This window comes from Anoxybacillus gonensis (genome assembly GCF_001187595.1).
GTDB lineage: Bacteria > Bacillota > Bacilli > Bacillales > Anoxybacillaceae > Anoxybacillus > Anoxybacillus gonensis.
This window is the reverse complement of record NZ_CP012152.1, coordinates 2409050-2423037: the sequence shown is the minus strand read 5'-3', so window position 1 is coordinate 2423037 and position 13988 is coordinate 2409050. Positions and strand designations below refer to the sequence as shown.

The window sequence follows — 13988 nt, the reverse complement described above, 5'->3', positions numbered from 1 at the left end:
GGCGAACGGAATGGCGAAAAAAATGCCAGAAATCGGTGAATATAAGTACGGTTTCGCCGATAAAGACGTATCTGTTTTCCGCGCTGAGCGCGGATTAACGCGCGAAATTGTAGAAGAAATTTCGCGAATGAAAAATGAACCACAATGGATGCTTGAATTTCGTTTAAAAGCGTTAGATATTTTTTACAGCATGCCGATGCCGCAATGGGGTGGCGATTTATCGAGTTTAGATTTCGATGAAATTACGTATTACGTTAAACCATCAGAAAAATCTGGACGTTCATGGGATGAAGTGCCAGAAGAAATTAAAGCAACGTTCGATAAACTCGGTATTCCAGAGGCAGAGCAAAAATATTTAGCAGGGGTATCTGCGCAGTACGAATCGGAAGTTGTATACCATAACATGAAAGAAGATCTCGAGAAATTAGGGGTCATTTTTAAAGATACAGACTCGGCGTTAAAAGAAAATGAAGATTTGTTCCGCGAGCATTGGGCAAAAGTCGTTCCGCCGACAGATAATAAATTTGCAGCACTAAACTCAGCCGTTTGGTCGGGTGGCTCATTCATTTACGTTCCAAAAGGTGTAAAAGTTGATACGCCGTTGCAAGCGTATTTCCGTATTAACTCTGAAAATATGGGACAATTTGAACGGACGTTAATTATTGTCGATGAAGGAGCGCATGTTCATTACGTCGAAGGCTGTACGGCGCCTGTATATACGACAAACTCGCTTCATAGTGCGGTCGTTGAAATTATCGTGAAAAAAGGCGCGTATTGCCGTTATACAACGATTCAAAACTGGGCGAACAACGTCTTTAACCTTGTTACAAAGCGCGCGGTTTGTGAAGAAAACGCAACGATGGAGTGGATTGACGGAAACATTGGATCGAAATTAACGATGAAATATCCAGCGGTCGTTTTAAAAGGAGAAGGTGCACGTGGATTGACCCTTTCGATCGCGATTGCTGGCAAAGGGCAACATCAAGATGCTGGTGCGAAAATGATTCATTTAGCACCAAATACGTCATCAACGATCGTATCCAAATCCATTTCAAAACAAGGCGGAAAAGTCACATATCGCGGTATCGTTCATTTCGGACGAAAAGCGGACGGTTCCCGTTCAAATATTGAGTGTGATACGCTCATTATGGATAATCAATCGACATCCGATACGATTCCATATAACGAAATTTTAAACGACAATATTTCGCTTGAACATGAAGCAAAAGTATCGAAAGTATCGGAAGAACAACTATTTTATTTAATGAGCCGCGGCATTTCCGAACAAGAAGCGACAGAAATGATCGTGATGGGCTTTATCGAGCCGTTTACAAGAGAATTGCCGATGGAATACGCGGTTGAAATGAACCGTCTCATTAAATTCGAAATGGAAGGTAGCATTGGATAATAAATAGCTGATGATCTGCGCCATGCAGATCATCGGCTTTTTTTGTATGTTGTGATAAGATGAATGTAGGTGATGAATATGATTTATGTCGGACTAACGGGATGGGGCGACCATGACAGTTTATATCCGTCTCGTCTTGCGTCAAAAGATAAGTTACAAGCGTATGCGGCTCACTTTCCAACCGTTGAGGTTGATGCGTATTTTTATGCCATTCAACCGCGCCAAAACGTTGAAAAATGGTTGACGGAAACGCCTGCGTCATTCCAATTTATCGTGAAGGCGTATCAAGGAATGACGGGGCATCAACGGGGCGACATTCCATATGCAAACAAAGATGAGATGTTTACTGCATTTCTCCAATCGATTGAGCCGTTTCAACAAGGAAATAAGCTCGCCATGGTATTGTTTCAATTTCCGCCGTGGTTCGATTGTAAAAAAGAGCATGTTCACTATTTGCGTTGGTGTCGGGAGCGAATGAAAGATATTCCTGTAGCGCTTGAATTTCGTCATCAATCGTGGTTTTCCCCTCCGTTTTACGAGAAGACGTTGCGTTTTATGGAGGAAGAGCGATGGATTCATAGCATTTGCGATGAACCGCAAGCGGGGGAAGGATCGGTACCGACCGTTCTTCATCCAACAGACCCAAATAAAACACTTATTCGTCTACACGGACGCAATGTCGCAGGCTGGAATAAAAGAGATGACGAAAATTGGCGTGCCGTCCGTTATTTATACCGCTACAACGAGCAAGAGCTACAAGAGTGGGCACAACATATTCGTATGTTACAAACAAAATGTAAACACATTTACGTACTATTTAACAACAACTCAGGCGGAGATGCTGCTCATAATGCAAAACAGTTGTTGCAGTTGTTAGGCATTGAGTATACAAATTTGGCACCGCGACAATTAGATTTGTTTTCATAATGGGGGATCAAAAATGGAATATATATTTCTTTTAATCATCGGTCTTTTAGCAGGAACGATTGGTAGCCTTGTCGGTTTAGGGGGAGGGGTGATTATCGTTCCCGCGCTTCTTTTTTTAAGTGCTGCGCACATATTGCCGACCATTTCACCGCAAGCAGCTGTCGGAACATCGCTTGTTGTCATTATTTTTAACGGATTATCATCAACTTTAACGTATATGAAGCATAAAATGGTTGACTATAAAAGCGGTTTGTTTTTTTTCATCGGCAGTGGACCAGGGGCGATGCTTGGCGCATGGGTGAATCAACATGTACATATGCACCATTTTTCGCTTTATTTTGGATTGTTTCTCATTGCCGTTTCGTTTTTGCTTATGTTTCAATCGCGTTTCCCCCCATCTAAAAAACGAACGTTTCCTGTTGTCCGTACATATGTCACGAATGAAGGGGAGGAAGTGACGTACGGGTATCATCCGTTTAGCGCTACGCTCATTGCGTTTGTTGTCGGGTTTGTTGGTGGATTTTTTGGTATCGGTGGTGGGTCGCTTATGGTGCCTGCAATGATGCTATTATTTTTATTTCCTCCTCACGTTGCCGTTGCGACATCGATGTTTATCGTCTTTTTATCATCTATTGTTAGTTCAATGACGCACGTCTTTATGGGGAATGTCGCTTGGACGTTTGCTCTTTCGCTTATTCCTGGCGTATGGATTGGGGCGAAATGTGGGGCGTGGCTTAATCGACGATTAAAAGGAAAAACGGTCGTGACGTTATTAAGAATGGTACTTATTTTACTTGGTGTTCGTTTAATCATGCAAGGACTTGGATTGTAAAAAAGAAAGGTGTGTTGCAAGCGTTGAGGGAGACGATACATATTTATCATACAAACGATGTGCATAGCCATTTTGAGCGATGGCCAAAAGTTGTTCATTATTTAAAAACAGTAAGAAAAAAGCATCAACAAAATCGCGAGCATATGGTTTTACTTGATATTGGTGATTTTATCGATCGATTTCATCCGATCACGGAAGCATCCTCTGGAAAGGGAAACGTCATTCTTTTAAACGATGCCGCATACGATGCGGTTACGATCGGGAATAACGAAGGAATAACACTTAGTCATGAACAGCTCGATACGTTGTATACGCACGCGACGTTTTCGGTCATCGTGGCGAACGTATTTTATGAAAACGGAGAGCGCCCGCATTGGATGAAGCCATATGTTATGATGACGTTTGGACATGTTCGCGTTGCGTTTATTGGGGTGACCGTTCCGTTTCAGACGTTTTATGAATTGCTTGGATGGCGTGTTGCCGATCCGTTTGATACGGTTGCTAAGCTCATTGAACAACTTTCGGAAAAAGTAGATGCCATTGTTTTATTGTCTCATTTAGGGATAAGTGATGATGAAAAAATGGCTCATATGTTTCCACAATTGACTGCAATTTTAGGTGGCCATACACATCACGTATTTGAACATGGCAAGCGCGTGAATGAAACGTTGCTTTGTGGAGCAGGGAAGTTTGCGCAATATGTCGGATGTTTAACATTGTCAATTGATAAAAATAGCCGAAAAGTTGAGTCATGCGCATATGTCCAACATACCGATGCATTAGAACATGAATGTGCGGAAACGAAACAAAAATTAAATCATATGATTGAGCAAGCAACAAATGCATTGGCACAACCGATTGTGCATTTGCCCGAACCGTTACATATGGACTGGTTTTCCCCTTCCCCATTTGCGTCGCTTCTTGCGCAAGCGTTGAACGAATGGTGTGAAGGTGATATAGCGATGGTCAATGCGGGTGTTTTGCTTGCATCATTGCCAAAAGGCGTTGTGACGAAAGGGGATATTCATCGCATTTGTCCGCACCCAATTAATCCGTGCAAAGTATATTTACGTGGAAGCGAATTAAAAGAGGTCATTTTACAAGCGGAAACGGAACAAATGAAACAGTTGCGGGTGAGAGGGTTTGGGTTTCGTGGTGAAGTGATGGGACAGATGGTGTACGATGGCGTCACAATTGAGAAAGAGACCATGTCGGACGGTCAAGCACATGTGCGTCGCATTTTGATTCATCATCAGCCAATTGATGAGCAAAAAACGTATGCGGTCGCAACAATTGATATGTTTACGTTCGGACACTTGTATCCAGAAATATATCGTGCGAAAAAGAAATATTACATGCCTGAAATGTTGCGGGATGTGCTTGCGTGGAAGCTAAAAAACATGTATCAATAGGCACCCTTCGATCTTTTATTCATACATTGAATAAAAGAAAGGAGCGTGAATATATGATCGAATTAAAGCCGTTATGGATTGACGGAGAGCCGTTTACGGCCATTTCTGTTCAGTTGCCTAAAACGACGTTGTTAGCTGTTGCTAATGATAAAGGATATATTATGTGTGGGGCGTTAGATGTGGCTTTGTTAAACGAAAAATTGCGCGACCGTGGCATTGTAGCTGGAAGAGCGGTAGGAGTGCGGACAATTGATCAACTGTTAGAGGCACCGCTTGAGTCTGTTACATTTGCTGCTGAACAATTAGGTATTTCACGTGGCATGAAAGGGAAAGAAGCCTTGCTCCTGATGAAATAAAATAATAATCCCCTGCTTGATCGCATACATATAGCGTGAGAGGGGGGATTTTTGTTGTATCAACAACTACGTAAAAGAAGAAAACCGCTACCCATCCGCTATATTTTTTTAATTACTTTCGTTTTTTTTATCATTTCGACTGTTGCGAGCCTTTGGTTTATTAATAGAGGAATCGAACCAACGCTGATGGCGATCGCAGAGAAAGAAACGCGCCGCTTAGCGAATTTAGTGATCAATAATGCGATTAATCAACAAATTGCTGAGGACGACTTTCGCGTTGAAAATTTTATCAAAATTGAAAAAGATGAGCATGGGAAAATTTCTGCGATCGATTTTAATGCTACCGTTGTGAATCGAGTATTAGCTAAAACGACAAATCGTGTTCAACGAAATTTAAAAGCGGCATCAGAAGGAAAACTATCCGCGCTTGAGTTTCCAGATGTTCAAATTGAAACAGAAAAAGAACAAGGAATCGTCTATTATATCCCGCTCGGACAAGCAACGAATAACGTATTGTTAGGAAATTTAGGACCGCGCATTCCGGTTCGTTTTTACGTTATTGGGGATGTTCATTCGGATGTAAATAAAAATATACGTCCGTTTGGCATAAATAACGCTTTAATAGAAATAGCAATTCATATCGAAGTCAACGTGCAAATTATTATTCCATTTGCAACAAAAACAGCAACGATTCAAAACGACATTCCTGTAGCGATTCAAATTATTCAAGGGGAAGTTCCGCAATTTTATAATCAAGGTGGGGAAGGAAATACGTCAATTGAAATTCCAGTTGAATAATAAAAATTCTGAAAATTTTATTTTTTAAAATATTATTTTGACAAAAGGCTTGTCCGTTGATATACTTAAAACTAAAATGAAACAAAAAAAGTCTGAAAAATTAAAATAATCGAACGAGGAGGTGTTCATCTTTTTATTATGTAATGATATGAAAAAATGAAAAACTGACTGAGGAGGGTATTTTATTATGGAGAGTCGTCAACAATGGGGCACACGCGCTGGCTTTATTTTAGCAGCTGCTGGCTCGGCAATTGGATTGGGAAACATTTGGAGGTTTCCGGCTGTTGCATATGAAAATGGTGGAGGGGCATTTTTTCTCCCGTATTTATTCGCATTATTAACAGCAGGTATTCCAATTCTTATATTGGAATTTGCGCTTGGACATAAGTATCGCGGTTCAGCACCGTTAACGTTCGCCCGTCTAAGCAAAGGAACAGAATGGATTGGTTGGTGGCAAGTCCTTATTTCATTCGTTATCTCAACGTATTATTCCGTCGTTATTGCATGGGCGATGTCTTATACGTATTTTGCATTTACATCGAAATGGGGAGAAAATACAGGGGACTTTTTATTCGGTGAATATTTGAAATTAGCAGAAACGCCGGGTACGTTCGGAAGTTTAGTCCCAGCTGTTTTCATTCCACTTCTTCTCGTTTGGATCATTAACTTAGCCGTTTTGTATAAAGGTGTTCGAAAAGGAATTGAAGTCGCAAATAAAATTTTCTTACCAACGCTTATCGTTCTTTTCTTAATTATTGTCATTCGCGCTGTGACGTTAGACGGAGCGATCCAAGGATTAAATGCATTTTTCAAACCAAATTGGGATCAAATTATGAACGGAAAAGTATGGCTTGCTGCATATAGCCAAATTTTCTTTAGCTTATCGATTGCGTTCGCTATTATGATTACTTATTCAAGTTATTTGCCAAAAAAATCTGATATTACGAATAACGCATTTATTACCGGTTTTGCAAACTCAGGATTCGAGTTATTAGCTGGTATCGGCGTATTTAGCGTCCTTGGCTTTTTAGCGCAACAACAAGGCGTAGAAGTAAGCGAAGTTGTGAAAGGTGGCGTTGGATTAGCGTTCGTCGTCTTCCCACAAATTATTAACCAGTTCCCTGCGTTTAATGAGCTTTTCGGGGTATTATTTTTCCTTTCATTGACACTAGCAGGACTGACATCGCTTATTTCGATTTCAGAAACGTATGTTTCAGCGATTCAAGAAAAGTTCGGTATATCTCGAACGAAAGCTGTTCTCGGCGGTGGTGGAGTAGCTGCGCTCATCGCATTAATATTCGCTTCGAACGGCGGATTATATTTCTTAGATGTCGTTGACTATTTCATTAACAACTTTGGCGTTGCGCTTGTTGGATTAGTGGAAGTAGTTGTCATTGCATGGGTGTTAAAAGAACTAAATGCCCTTCAAACACATGCAAATAGCGTATCAGATATTATGGTAGGCGCATGGTGGAAAATTTCGCTCTCTGTTGTCACACCAATTGTATTAGGATACATGATGTTTGATAGCATTAAAACAAATGTGAAAGAAAATTATGGTGGATACGATACGTTATTCGTCGTTAAATACGGATGGACTGTTGCGGCGCTTGTCATCGTTCTCGGTTTTGTTCTTTCAGTAAAACGCTGGAAAGATGGAGTGCTTTCCGTTCCGACAGACAAGGAGGTTTCAAGCTAATGGAAACAAGTGCACTTATTATGATGCTTGTCGGTATGGTAATTATTTGGGGAGGTTTTGCTGCGAGCGTCGCTCATGCAGTAAAGAAAAGTCGGCAATCATAAAAAAGATGGGGCAGATGCCTCATCTTTTTCTCATGCGTTCTTGTCGTTCCCACTGTTTTAAGTAAGGATATGGGTCAAACGACCATTCCGTATAGCCGTTATCTTTATACATGCCGTAGTGAAGATGCGGCGGAAATTTACCCGATGTGCCGGGCGGTCCGTAACCAGAACTTCCGACTGAACCGATCAACATGCCGGGCTCTACAATCGTTCCTTCCTCTAAGCCGTTAGCGAATCCATTTAAGTGCGCAAAATAATGATACGTATTGTTTATATCGCGAATGCCGATGCGCCAACCTCCGTATTTATTCCATCCTTTTAATTCAACGATACCGTAACATGTTGAGCGAACAGGGGTACCGTAATGTGCAAAAATGTCTGTTCCTTCATGAATCCGTCGTCCGCCCCATCCGCGTGCATCTCCCCATGTACTGCGATAACTATATTCAAATCGTCTTGGAATTGGAAAGGCATATTGATCGAGTTGTAGCGTCCCAAAATGTTTATATAGCTTTACTTTTCCTAAAATGATATCGACGGTTTTGCTTCGCTCATAATAGTCCCACAGCGCCATTTTAATATGTGTATGGTCTGTGCCGTATGATCGTAAAAAGCGAGCAAACGCAAATAATACATCTTCATCGTTTGTTCGATCAGCGATACCGTCTCCATTCCCATCTATCCCCATTCCACCAAATTGGCTAATTGTAAATGGATTTTGATCTTCTTTATTTTGATTGAGTGGCCCAGCCCATCGTTCAGGGGGGATGTAAATACCGATAATTCCAGTTGGTTTTGGTAAATCGCGGCGCGCTTGGCGAATGCTCCGTTCATATTGATCAACAGCTGCGAAGTAGTACCACGGAATGAGCGAAATGGCTTCTGCTTTTTTATAAAGTTCCATTCGTTGATCATACAAATCATTTGGTGCAGCAGCGAATGATTGGAACGGAATGAAAAGAAAAACGATTATGCACCATAATGTTTTCACGCATTCTTTCTCCTTTCTCCGATGTTCATATCATTAGTTTGAGGTAATCGACTGTTTTCATAAATAAAAAATGTTGGAAAAACAAACTGTTTTGTATTGTAAGGCAATAACTCGTATAATGGGTAATGTACATTAACGAGTGGAGCGTGAAAATGATGTCAACAAAAGAACAGCACCTTCGCAAACCAGATTGGTTAAAAATAAAGTTAAATACGAATGAACATTATACAGGCTTGAAAAAAATGATGCGCGAAAAACAATTGCATACGGTGTGCGAAGAAGCGCGTTGTCCAAATATTCATGAATGTTGGGCCGTTCGTCGCACAGCGACGTTTATGATTTTAGGCGATGTATGTACGCGCGCTTGCCGCTTTTGCGCTGTGAAAACAGGATTGCCAACGGAGCTAGATTGGCAAGAACCAGAGCGTGTTGCTGAATCCGTTCGTTTAATGAATTTAAAACATGTTGTTGTGACTGCTGTTGCGCGCGATGATTTAAAAGATGGCGGTGCAGCTGTATTTGCTGAAACGGTACGTGCTATTCGACGGAAAAATCCGTTGACGACGATTGAAGTATTGCCGTCTGATATGGGTGGTGTATATGAAAACTTAAAAACGCTAATGGACGCTCGTCCTGATATTTTAAATCATAATATTGAAACAGTTCGTCGCCTCACTCCGCGCGTTCGTGCGCGCGCAACGTATGAACGCTCACTTGAATTTTTGCGCCGTGCGAAAGAAATGCAACCGGATATTCCTACAAAATCAAGCTTAATGGTCGGGCTTGGTGAAACAAAAGAAGAAATTTTAGAAGCGATGGACGATTTACGGGCAGTCGGGGTGAATATTTTGACGATCGGGCAATATTTGCAACCGACAAAAAAACATTTAAAGGTAGAGAAATATTACCATCCGCATGAGTTCATGGAGTTAAAAGAAATTGCGTTAGCGAAAGGATTTAGTCATTGTGAGTCTGGCCCGCTCGTCCGCTCTTCTTATCATGCTGATGAGCAAGTACAATCGGCAAAAGCGAATGAGTAAACATATAATTAAGGATGTCCCTTTCATGTATGTGGGACATCCTTTTTCGTTATTGCATCATGTTCATTTCTTCGCGTTGCACACCGTTTTCATTTTCTCCGCTGCTCACTTTTCTACCTTGTGGCGACTTGAGCATTTCTTTAATCGTTTGTTGTAAAACTTGATCGATATTTTGACTATTTGCATCTAAACGGCCGAATCGTTCAATATCTTGAAACATGCGCGGATTGTCTGAAACGTATACGTGATAATAACGTGGAACGACAGAAATAGCTGTTTTTTTCACTTGATCGGCTGTTTCAAACCGATTTGTACTGTCTGTCTTGTAAACGACAAACACGGTATCGTCTGTGACGAGCGTCCCAACGTCATAAACGTTCGGAAGTTGGGTGCACAGTTTACTAATTAAATCGGCAACATTTTCTCTGTTTAATACAGGTATTGTCGCATACTGTGTTGTATCGCCCGGAATTGGGCTTTTTTGATGTCTTACGTAACCGAAATTTGTTAATCTCGAATCCATTCCGTTTCGAACACCATGTTCGTTATATAAATCGTTTCTTGAGCGAACGTTGATCGTTGTTCCGCTTTTCTCATACAAAGATGTGGATTCGTCGTTTATTCCAGCGCATCCAGATAAGAAAGCGATTGTACTAATCCCTGTCAGTAACCATGTATTCCGCAAAACAACTCCCCCCTTCTTTTTTATTGTTCGTTTTATTCAAAGCGTTATAATGGTGATTGCTTGGGAGAAAGACATGTTTTATGATAGAAATGGAAAGAAGAGGTGAGGATATATGATTTGCATTCATAATACATGTTACGAGCTTGTAGAAAATGTACGCAACGGATTTAACGAAGAAGCGTTTCGTGCGCGCTATACGGATATTTTAAATAAATATGATTACATTGTTGGCGATTGGGGATATAACCAGCTTCGGTTGCGTGGCTTTTTTGATGACCATAACCAAAAAGCGACATATGATACGAAAATAAGTACATTATCCGAATATTTGTTTGAATATTGCAATTTCGGTTGCGCTTATTTTGTGTTACGTAAAGTGAAAAAATAGGTCAGGCGTCCTGACCTATTTTTTATGAGTACGGTTGCTCGTTATTTTCGTTCGGATCATCGTGAACGGGATGTGCGCCTGGGTCTTGGCGCGGAATGTTTTGATGAAGCGACTTATACTCGTAATTAAACGCGCTGTAATATCGTTGCCCTTTTCGCCATGGGGTACTTTTATTTTGAACAGGTTCATGTTCGCCCCGTGGGGAACCGTATGGACCTTCGGGCAACGTTTCTGGTACGAGGAAGTTTTTCATCGCTTCCACAGTTGAAAAATCGTGATATGTTTCATCGGTCATGTGAATTCTTCCTTTCGTTTTTTACATAGCGTACCACTTAACCGACGATTTCATGTAAAAAGCTTCGCAACTCGTTTGCCTCTTCTTCATTTAAGTTATATATGTGTTCAATATACCCAGGCTGTTGCAAGTCATCTGAACCGATAATCGCATATCGATTGCTTTGTAAATCAAGGATAAGCGCTTTCCCGTAAAAACGGTCTGTTTGGACGATTGCTAAATCAAACCGTTCATTTTTTCCAACGAAGCTAACAAATCGTGTTTTCGTATCGACCGTATCGTCATATAAAAAGAAACGTTCCATATGGAATCCCTCCATCTCATGTGTTATTGCTTCTTCATCTTAACAAATTTCTGTTAGCTGTGTAAAAGAAAGCGCTATGATACAATAAAATAAAAAACAGAAAGGGAGATGAATGATGTATTTTGTCGATCGCCAAAAAATTGAAAAAACATTGAAATATATGGAGGAAGTCGTCTCCTATGTCCAACAACCGTTTCATACGCCAATAGAGAAGCTAGCGCTTGAACGTATAGGGCATGTCATTATTGAATCAATCATTGATGTTGGAAATGCGATGATTGATGGATTTATTATGCGCGATCCAGGAAGTTACGAGGACATTATTGACATTTTAGTGGATGAGCGTGTTCTTTCTGATGAAGATGGCGAGGCATTAAAACAAATCATCCATTTCCGCAAAAAGCTTGTGCAACAATACATCGATGTACCACATGACGAATTATTGAAAGCGTTGCAAAACTATCGCCATGTTCTTCAATCTTTTCCGACCGCTATTCGCACGTATTTACATCATGAACTTGGACCTGTGTCCGCCTTTTTAAATGAAAATGTTTAAAAATTGTGTGTATAGGGAAAATCATATAAAATGGAAGAGGGTGAAAAGTGATGCGAAAAAAAACCTCTTCCACAAAAGAGCAAATTTTAAAAATGTTAAAAGTGCAAAAGCGGCTAACAGTCGGTGAAATGGCGGAGCAACTACAAATTACGGAGATGGCTGTTCGCCGTCATTTGAGCGCGTTAGAGCGTGAAGAGCTTATTGAATCGACGCTTGTTCGTCAGCCGATGGGAAGGCCGACAAACGTGTATCAATTAAGCGTAAAAGGACATCAACGGTTTCCGCGCCACTATCAACAAACGATGCTCGATTTTTTAGCTGATTTAGAACAGATGGGCGGAAAGCAAATGGTAGCCGAGCTGTTTCAAAATCGGCAAGAACGGATGAAAAAGCTGTATGAGCAACAATTTGGCAATAAATCATTTGATGAGAAAATGAAAGAGCTTGTGGCGGTACAAAATGAGCATGGGTATATGTCGGAATTGGTACAACACGATGATGGTTCGTTTGAGTTAGTTGAACATAACTGTCCGATTGCAGAAGTAGCTCAAGCGTATCCGATTGCTTGTGAATGTGAACGACAGTTGTTTGAAACGCTCATTCATGAAGCCGAAATTGTTCCGAAAACGTGTTTAGCTGACGGTGATGACGCGTGTCGCTACCATATTAAGCGAAAAAAATGAACAATCGTTGACATTCGTTGTGCTCTTTTTGACAAGTGCAGCTGTTTTGCGTTAAAGTTTGAACGTGCAAGTTGTCAAAAGGAGTGGCAAAAGTGAAAACATATAAAGGATATTTAATTGATTTAGACGGTACGATGTATCGCGGAACAGAACGAATTGAAGAAGCGTGCGCTTTTGTGCATCGCCTTCATGAAAAAGGTATTCCGTATTTATTTGTAACAAACAATTCTTCTCGCACACCGGAACAGGTAGCAGAAAAGTTGCGGAAATTCGGTATCCCTGCAACGAAAGAGCAAGTATTTACAACAAGTCAAGCTACGGCAAACTACATTTATGAAAAGAAGCCGAACGCCTCTGTTTATGTGATTGGAGAAGACGGTATTCGTCGTGCGCTTGAAGAAAAAGGATTTACATTTGCAAATGAAGATGCGGAAGTCGTTGTCATGGGGATTGATCGTAGCATTAATTACGAAAAATTAGCGATTGCTTGTTTAGCTGTTCGCAATGGGGCGCTGTTTATTTCGACAAACGGAGATATTGCAATTCCAACGGAGCGCGGACTTTTACCAGGAAACGGGTCGCTTACATCTGTCGTTGCTGTGTCGACACAAACGAAGCCGATTTTTATCGGTAAGCCGGAAAAAATTATTATGGAGCAGGCGCTAGAAGTGCTTCGTGTTCCGAAAGAAGAAACGTTAATGATCGGGGATAACTATGATACGGATATTATGGCAGGGATGAATGCCGGGATGGATACACTTCTCGTTCACACGGGTGTGACGACGAAAGAAATGTTGCAAACGTATGACCGACAACCGACGTATGTCGTAGATTCGTTAAAAGAATGGATGGAACGCATATAAAAAGGTGCCTAGTTGGGCACCTTTTTCCTATTTATTCGACATGGGCGGCGCGATGCGCTAGACGGCTTGAAGCAGCAGCAGCGATCGCTCCAACGATATCATCTAAAAATGTGTGGCATTGACCAGATGATTTATCATTTAATTGATGTAAAATGCCCGGTTTTTGTTTATCGATATATCCGTAGTTCGTAAAACCGATCGACCCATACACATTGACGATGGAGAGCGCTAAAATTTCATCTACCCCATATAATCCTTCGTCTTTTGCGATAAATGATTGAAGAGGTTCTTGTAGTAAACCTTTCTCTGCTAAAATATCGAGCTGAATGCCGGTAAACAGCGCGTTTTGTACTTCACGCTTAGCGATCACCCGATTCACGTTATGAATACATTCGTCCATTTGTAAGTCAGGATGATATTTAGATTGTAAATAATAAACGAGTTCAGCAATATGTTCGATTGTTACCCCGCGATCAGCAAGCCATTGTCGTGCGATTTGTTCCATTTTTCCTATTTTCTTTTCCTCCATCCAACTTCACCTATTTCGTTTTTTATTTTTTACAATGTATGTGACTTTTTATGAAACGTGCGTTCATTTCCTCTCTCTTATGAAGTTTATACGTATTTTTGAAACATATACATGAAGG

The 13988-nt window shown here is 40.9% G+C and carries 18 protein-coding genes; 13 read left to right on the top strand and 5 right to left on the bottom strand.

The features are described 5' to 3' along the window. Positions 1-10 precede the first annotated feature (10 nt). The 8 genes from sufB (at position 11) to AFK25_RS14895 (ending at position 7536) form a co-directional block, all read left to right on the top strand. On the top strand, positions 11-1408 hold the full coding sequence (gene sufB / locus AFK25_RS12700) for a Fe-S cluster assembly protein SufB (protein WP_009362258.1): 1398 nt from the start codon (positions 11-13) through the stop codon (positions 1406-1408). 78 nt (positions 1409-1486) lie between these two features. Continuing rightward, positions 1487-2335, top strand: a complete 849-nt coding sequence (locus AFK25_RS12695; protein ID WP_009362257.1) for a DUF72 domain-containing protein — start codon at positions 1487-1489, stop codon at positions 2333-2335. Positions 2336-2348: 13 nt separating this feature from the next. Further along, complete coding sequence (locus tag AFK25_RS12690) at positions 2349-3167, top strand: sulfite exporter TauE/SafE family protein (RefSeq protein WP_035066303.1); 819 nt, start codon at positions 2349-2351, stop codon at positions 3165-3167. Positions 3168-3190: 23 nt separating this feature from the next. Continuing rightward, positions 3191-4579 carry a bifunctional metallophosphatase/5'-nucleotidase gene (locus AFK25_RS12685; protein ID WP_026011623.1) on the top strand — a complete coding sequence of 463 codons (1389 nt, stop codon included), beginning with the start codon at positions 3191-3193 and terminating at the stop codon, positions 4577-4579. Positions 4580-4632: 53 nt separating this feature from the next. Further along, the gene (locus AFK25_RS12680; RefSeq protein ID WP_020424535.1) at positions 4633-4935 is read left to right on the top strand and encodes a YunC family protein; all 303 of its coding nucleotides are present in this window, start codon (positions 4633-4635) and stop codon (positions 4933-4935) included. Between the two features lie 51 nt (positions 4936-4986). Beyond that, on the top strand, positions 4987-5733 hold the full coding sequence (yunB, locus tag AFK25_RS12675; protein ID WP_019417417.1) for a sporulation protein YunB: 747 nt from the start codon (positions 4987-4989) through the stop codon (positions 5731-5733). A gap of 187 nt (positions 5734-5920) precedes the next feature. Beyond that, complete coding sequence (locus AFK25_RS12670) at positions 5921-7432, top strand: sodium-dependent transporter (RefSeq protein WP_019417416.1); 1512 nt, start codon at positions 5921-5923, stop codon at positions 7430-7432. Then, positions 7432-7536, top strand: a complete 105-nt coding sequence (locus AFK25_RS14895) for a methionine/alanine import family NSS transporter small subunit (RefSeq protein ID WP_009362251.1) — start codon at positions 7432-7434, stop codon at positions 7534-7536. Before AFK25_RS12670 ends, AFK25_RS14895 begins: the two co-directional genes overlap by 1 nt. Before the next feature lie 19 nt (positions 7537-7555). On the opposite strand, the gene AFK25_RS12665 is transcribed toward AFK25_RS14895, so the two are convergent. Beyond that, the gene (locus tag AFK25_RS12665) at positions 7556-8527 is read right to left on the bottom strand and encodes a M23 family metallopeptidase (protein ID WP_035066305.1); all 972 of its coding nucleotides are present in this window, start codon (positions 8525-8527) and stop codon (positions 7556-7558) included. Between the two features lie 125 nt (positions 8528-8652). Between AFK25_RS12665 and lipA the strand changes: the two genes are divergently transcribed. Continuing rightward, on the top strand, positions 8653-9567 hold the full coding sequence (gene lipA, locus AFK25_RS12660; RefSeq protein ID WP_338024053.1) for a lipoyl synthase: 915 nt from the start codon (positions 8653-8655) through the stop codon (positions 9565-9567). Between the two features lie 49 nt (positions 9568-9616). Here the strand turns inward: lipA and AFK25_RS12655 are convergent, their stop codons facing one another. Further along, positions 9617-10252: a YhcN/YlaJ family sporulation lipoprotein gene (locus AFK25_RS12655; RefSeq protein ID WP_009362248.1), complete on the bottom strand. Its 636-nt coding sequence runs from the start codon at positions 10250-10252 to the stop codon at positions 9617-9619. Positions 10253-10364: 112 nt separating this feature from the next. On the opposite strand from AFK25_RS12655, the gene AFK25_RS12650 reads away from it, so the two are divergent. Beyond that, positions 10365-10640, top strand: a complete 276-nt coding sequence (locus tag AFK25_RS12650; RefSeq protein WP_003398297.1) for a YutD family protein — start codon at positions 10365-10367, stop codon at positions 10638-10640. A gap of 22 nt (positions 10641-10662) precedes the next feature. Here the strand turns inward: AFK25_RS12650 and AFK25_RS12645 are convergent, their stop codons facing one another. Beyond that, complete coding sequence (locus AFK25_RS12645; RefSeq protein WP_009362247.1) at positions 10663-10935, bottom strand: hypothetical protein; 273 nt, start codon at positions 10933-10935, stop codon at positions 10663-10665. A 37-nt stretch (positions 10936-10972) separates the two neighbouring features. Continuing rightward, the gene (locus tag AFK25_RS12640; protein ID WP_049720901.1) at positions 10973-11239 is read right to left on the bottom strand and encodes a DUF3055 domain-containing protein; all 267 of its coding nucleotides are present in this window, start codon (positions 11237-11239) and stop codon (positions 10973-10975) included. A 115-nt stretch (positions 11240-11354) separates the two neighbouring features. Here AFK25_RS12640 and AFK25_RS12635 point away from each other — a divergent pair, with 115 nt between their 5' ends. The 3 genes from AFK25_RS12635 (at position 11355) to AFK25_RS12625 (ending at position 13341) form a co-directional block, all read left to right on the top strand. Then, a complete protein-coding gene (locus tag AFK25_RS12635) occupies positions 11355-11795 on the top strand; it encodes a DUF86 domain-containing protein (protein WP_009362245.1) in 441 nt (146 codons plus the stop codon). 50 nt (positions 11796-11845) lie between these two features. Beyond that, positions 11846-12478, top strand: a complete 633-nt coding sequence (locus AFK25_RS12630; protein ID WP_009362244.1) for a helix-turn-helix transcriptional regulator — start codon at positions 11846-11848, stop codon at positions 12476-12478. A gap of 92 nt (positions 12479-12570) precedes the next feature. Beyond that, positions 12571-13341 (top strand): TIGR01457 family HAD-type hydrolase, encoded by a 771-nt coding sequence (locus tag AFK25_RS12625; protein ID WP_035066311.1) that lies wholly within the window; start codon positions 12571-12573, stop codon positions 13339-13341. Positions 13342-13372: 31 nt separating this feature from the next. On the opposite strand, the gene AFK25_RS12620 is transcribed toward AFK25_RS12625, so the two are convergent. Beyond that, positions 13373-13870, bottom strand: coding sequence for a phosphatidylglycerophosphatase A family protein (locus AFK25_RS12620; RefSeq protein ID WP_009362242.1), 498 nt, complete (start codon positions 13868-13870; stop codon positions 13373-13375). Between the last annotated feature and the right edge of the window lie 118 nt (positions 13871-13988).

What these genes read in the sequence shown, in the direction of transcription:
- lipA (WP_338024053.1), top strand. Translation starts at nt 8,653, where the DNA reads ATGTACATTAACGAGTGGAGCGTGAAAATGATGTCAACAAAAGAACAG.
- AFK25_RS12650 (WP_003398297.1), top strand. Translation starts at nt 10,365, where the DNA reads ATGATTTGCATTCATAATACATGTTACGAGCTTGTAGAAAATGTACGC.
- AFK25_RS12640 (WP_049720901.1), bottom strand. Translation starts at nt 11,239, where the DNA reads ATGGAACGTTTCTTTTTATATGACGATACGGTCGATACGAAAACACGA.
- AFK25_RS12630 (WP_009362244.1), top strand. Translation starts at nt 11,846, where the DNA reads ATGCGAAAAAAAACCTCTTCCACAAAAGAGCAAATTTTAAAAATGTTA.
- AFK25_RS12680 (WP_020424535.1), top strand. Translation starts at nt 4,633, where the DNA reads ATGATCGAATTAAAGCCGTTATGGATTGACGGAGAGCCGTTTACGGCC.
- AFK25_RS12695 (WP_009362257.1), top strand. Translation starts at nt 1,487, where the DNA reads ATGATTTATGTCGGACTAACGGGATGGGGCGACCATGACAGTTTATAT.
- AFK25_RS12635 (WP_009362245.1), top strand. Translation starts at nt 11,355, where the DNA reads ATGTATTTTGTCGATCGCCAAAAAATTGAAAAAACATTGAAATATATG.
- AFK25_RS12645 (WP_009362247.1), bottom strand. Translation starts at nt 10,935, where the DNA reads ATGACCGATGAAACATATCACGATTTTTCAACTGTGGAAGCGATGAAA.
- AFK25_RS12620 (WP_009362242.1), bottom strand. Translation starts at nt 13,870, where the DNA reads ATGGAGGAAAAGAAAATAGGAAAAATGGAACAAATCGCACGACAATGG.
- sufB (WP_009362258.1), top strand. Translation starts at nt 11, where the DNA reads ATGGCGAAAAAAATGCCAGAAATCGGTGAATATAAGTACGGTTTCGCC.
- AFK25_RS14895 (WP_009362251.1), top strand. Translation starts at nt 7,432, where the DNA reads ATGGAAACAAGTGCACTTATTATGATGCTTGTCGGTATGGTAATTATT.
- AFK25_RS12690 (WP_035066303.1), top strand. Translation starts at nt 2,349, where the DNA reads ATGGAATATATATTTCTTTTAATCATCGGTCTTTTAGCAGGAACGATT.
- AFK25_RS12670 (WP_019417416.1), top strand. Translation starts at nt 5,921, where the DNA reads ATGGAGAGTCGTCAACAATGGGGCACACGCGCTGGCTTTATTTTAGCA.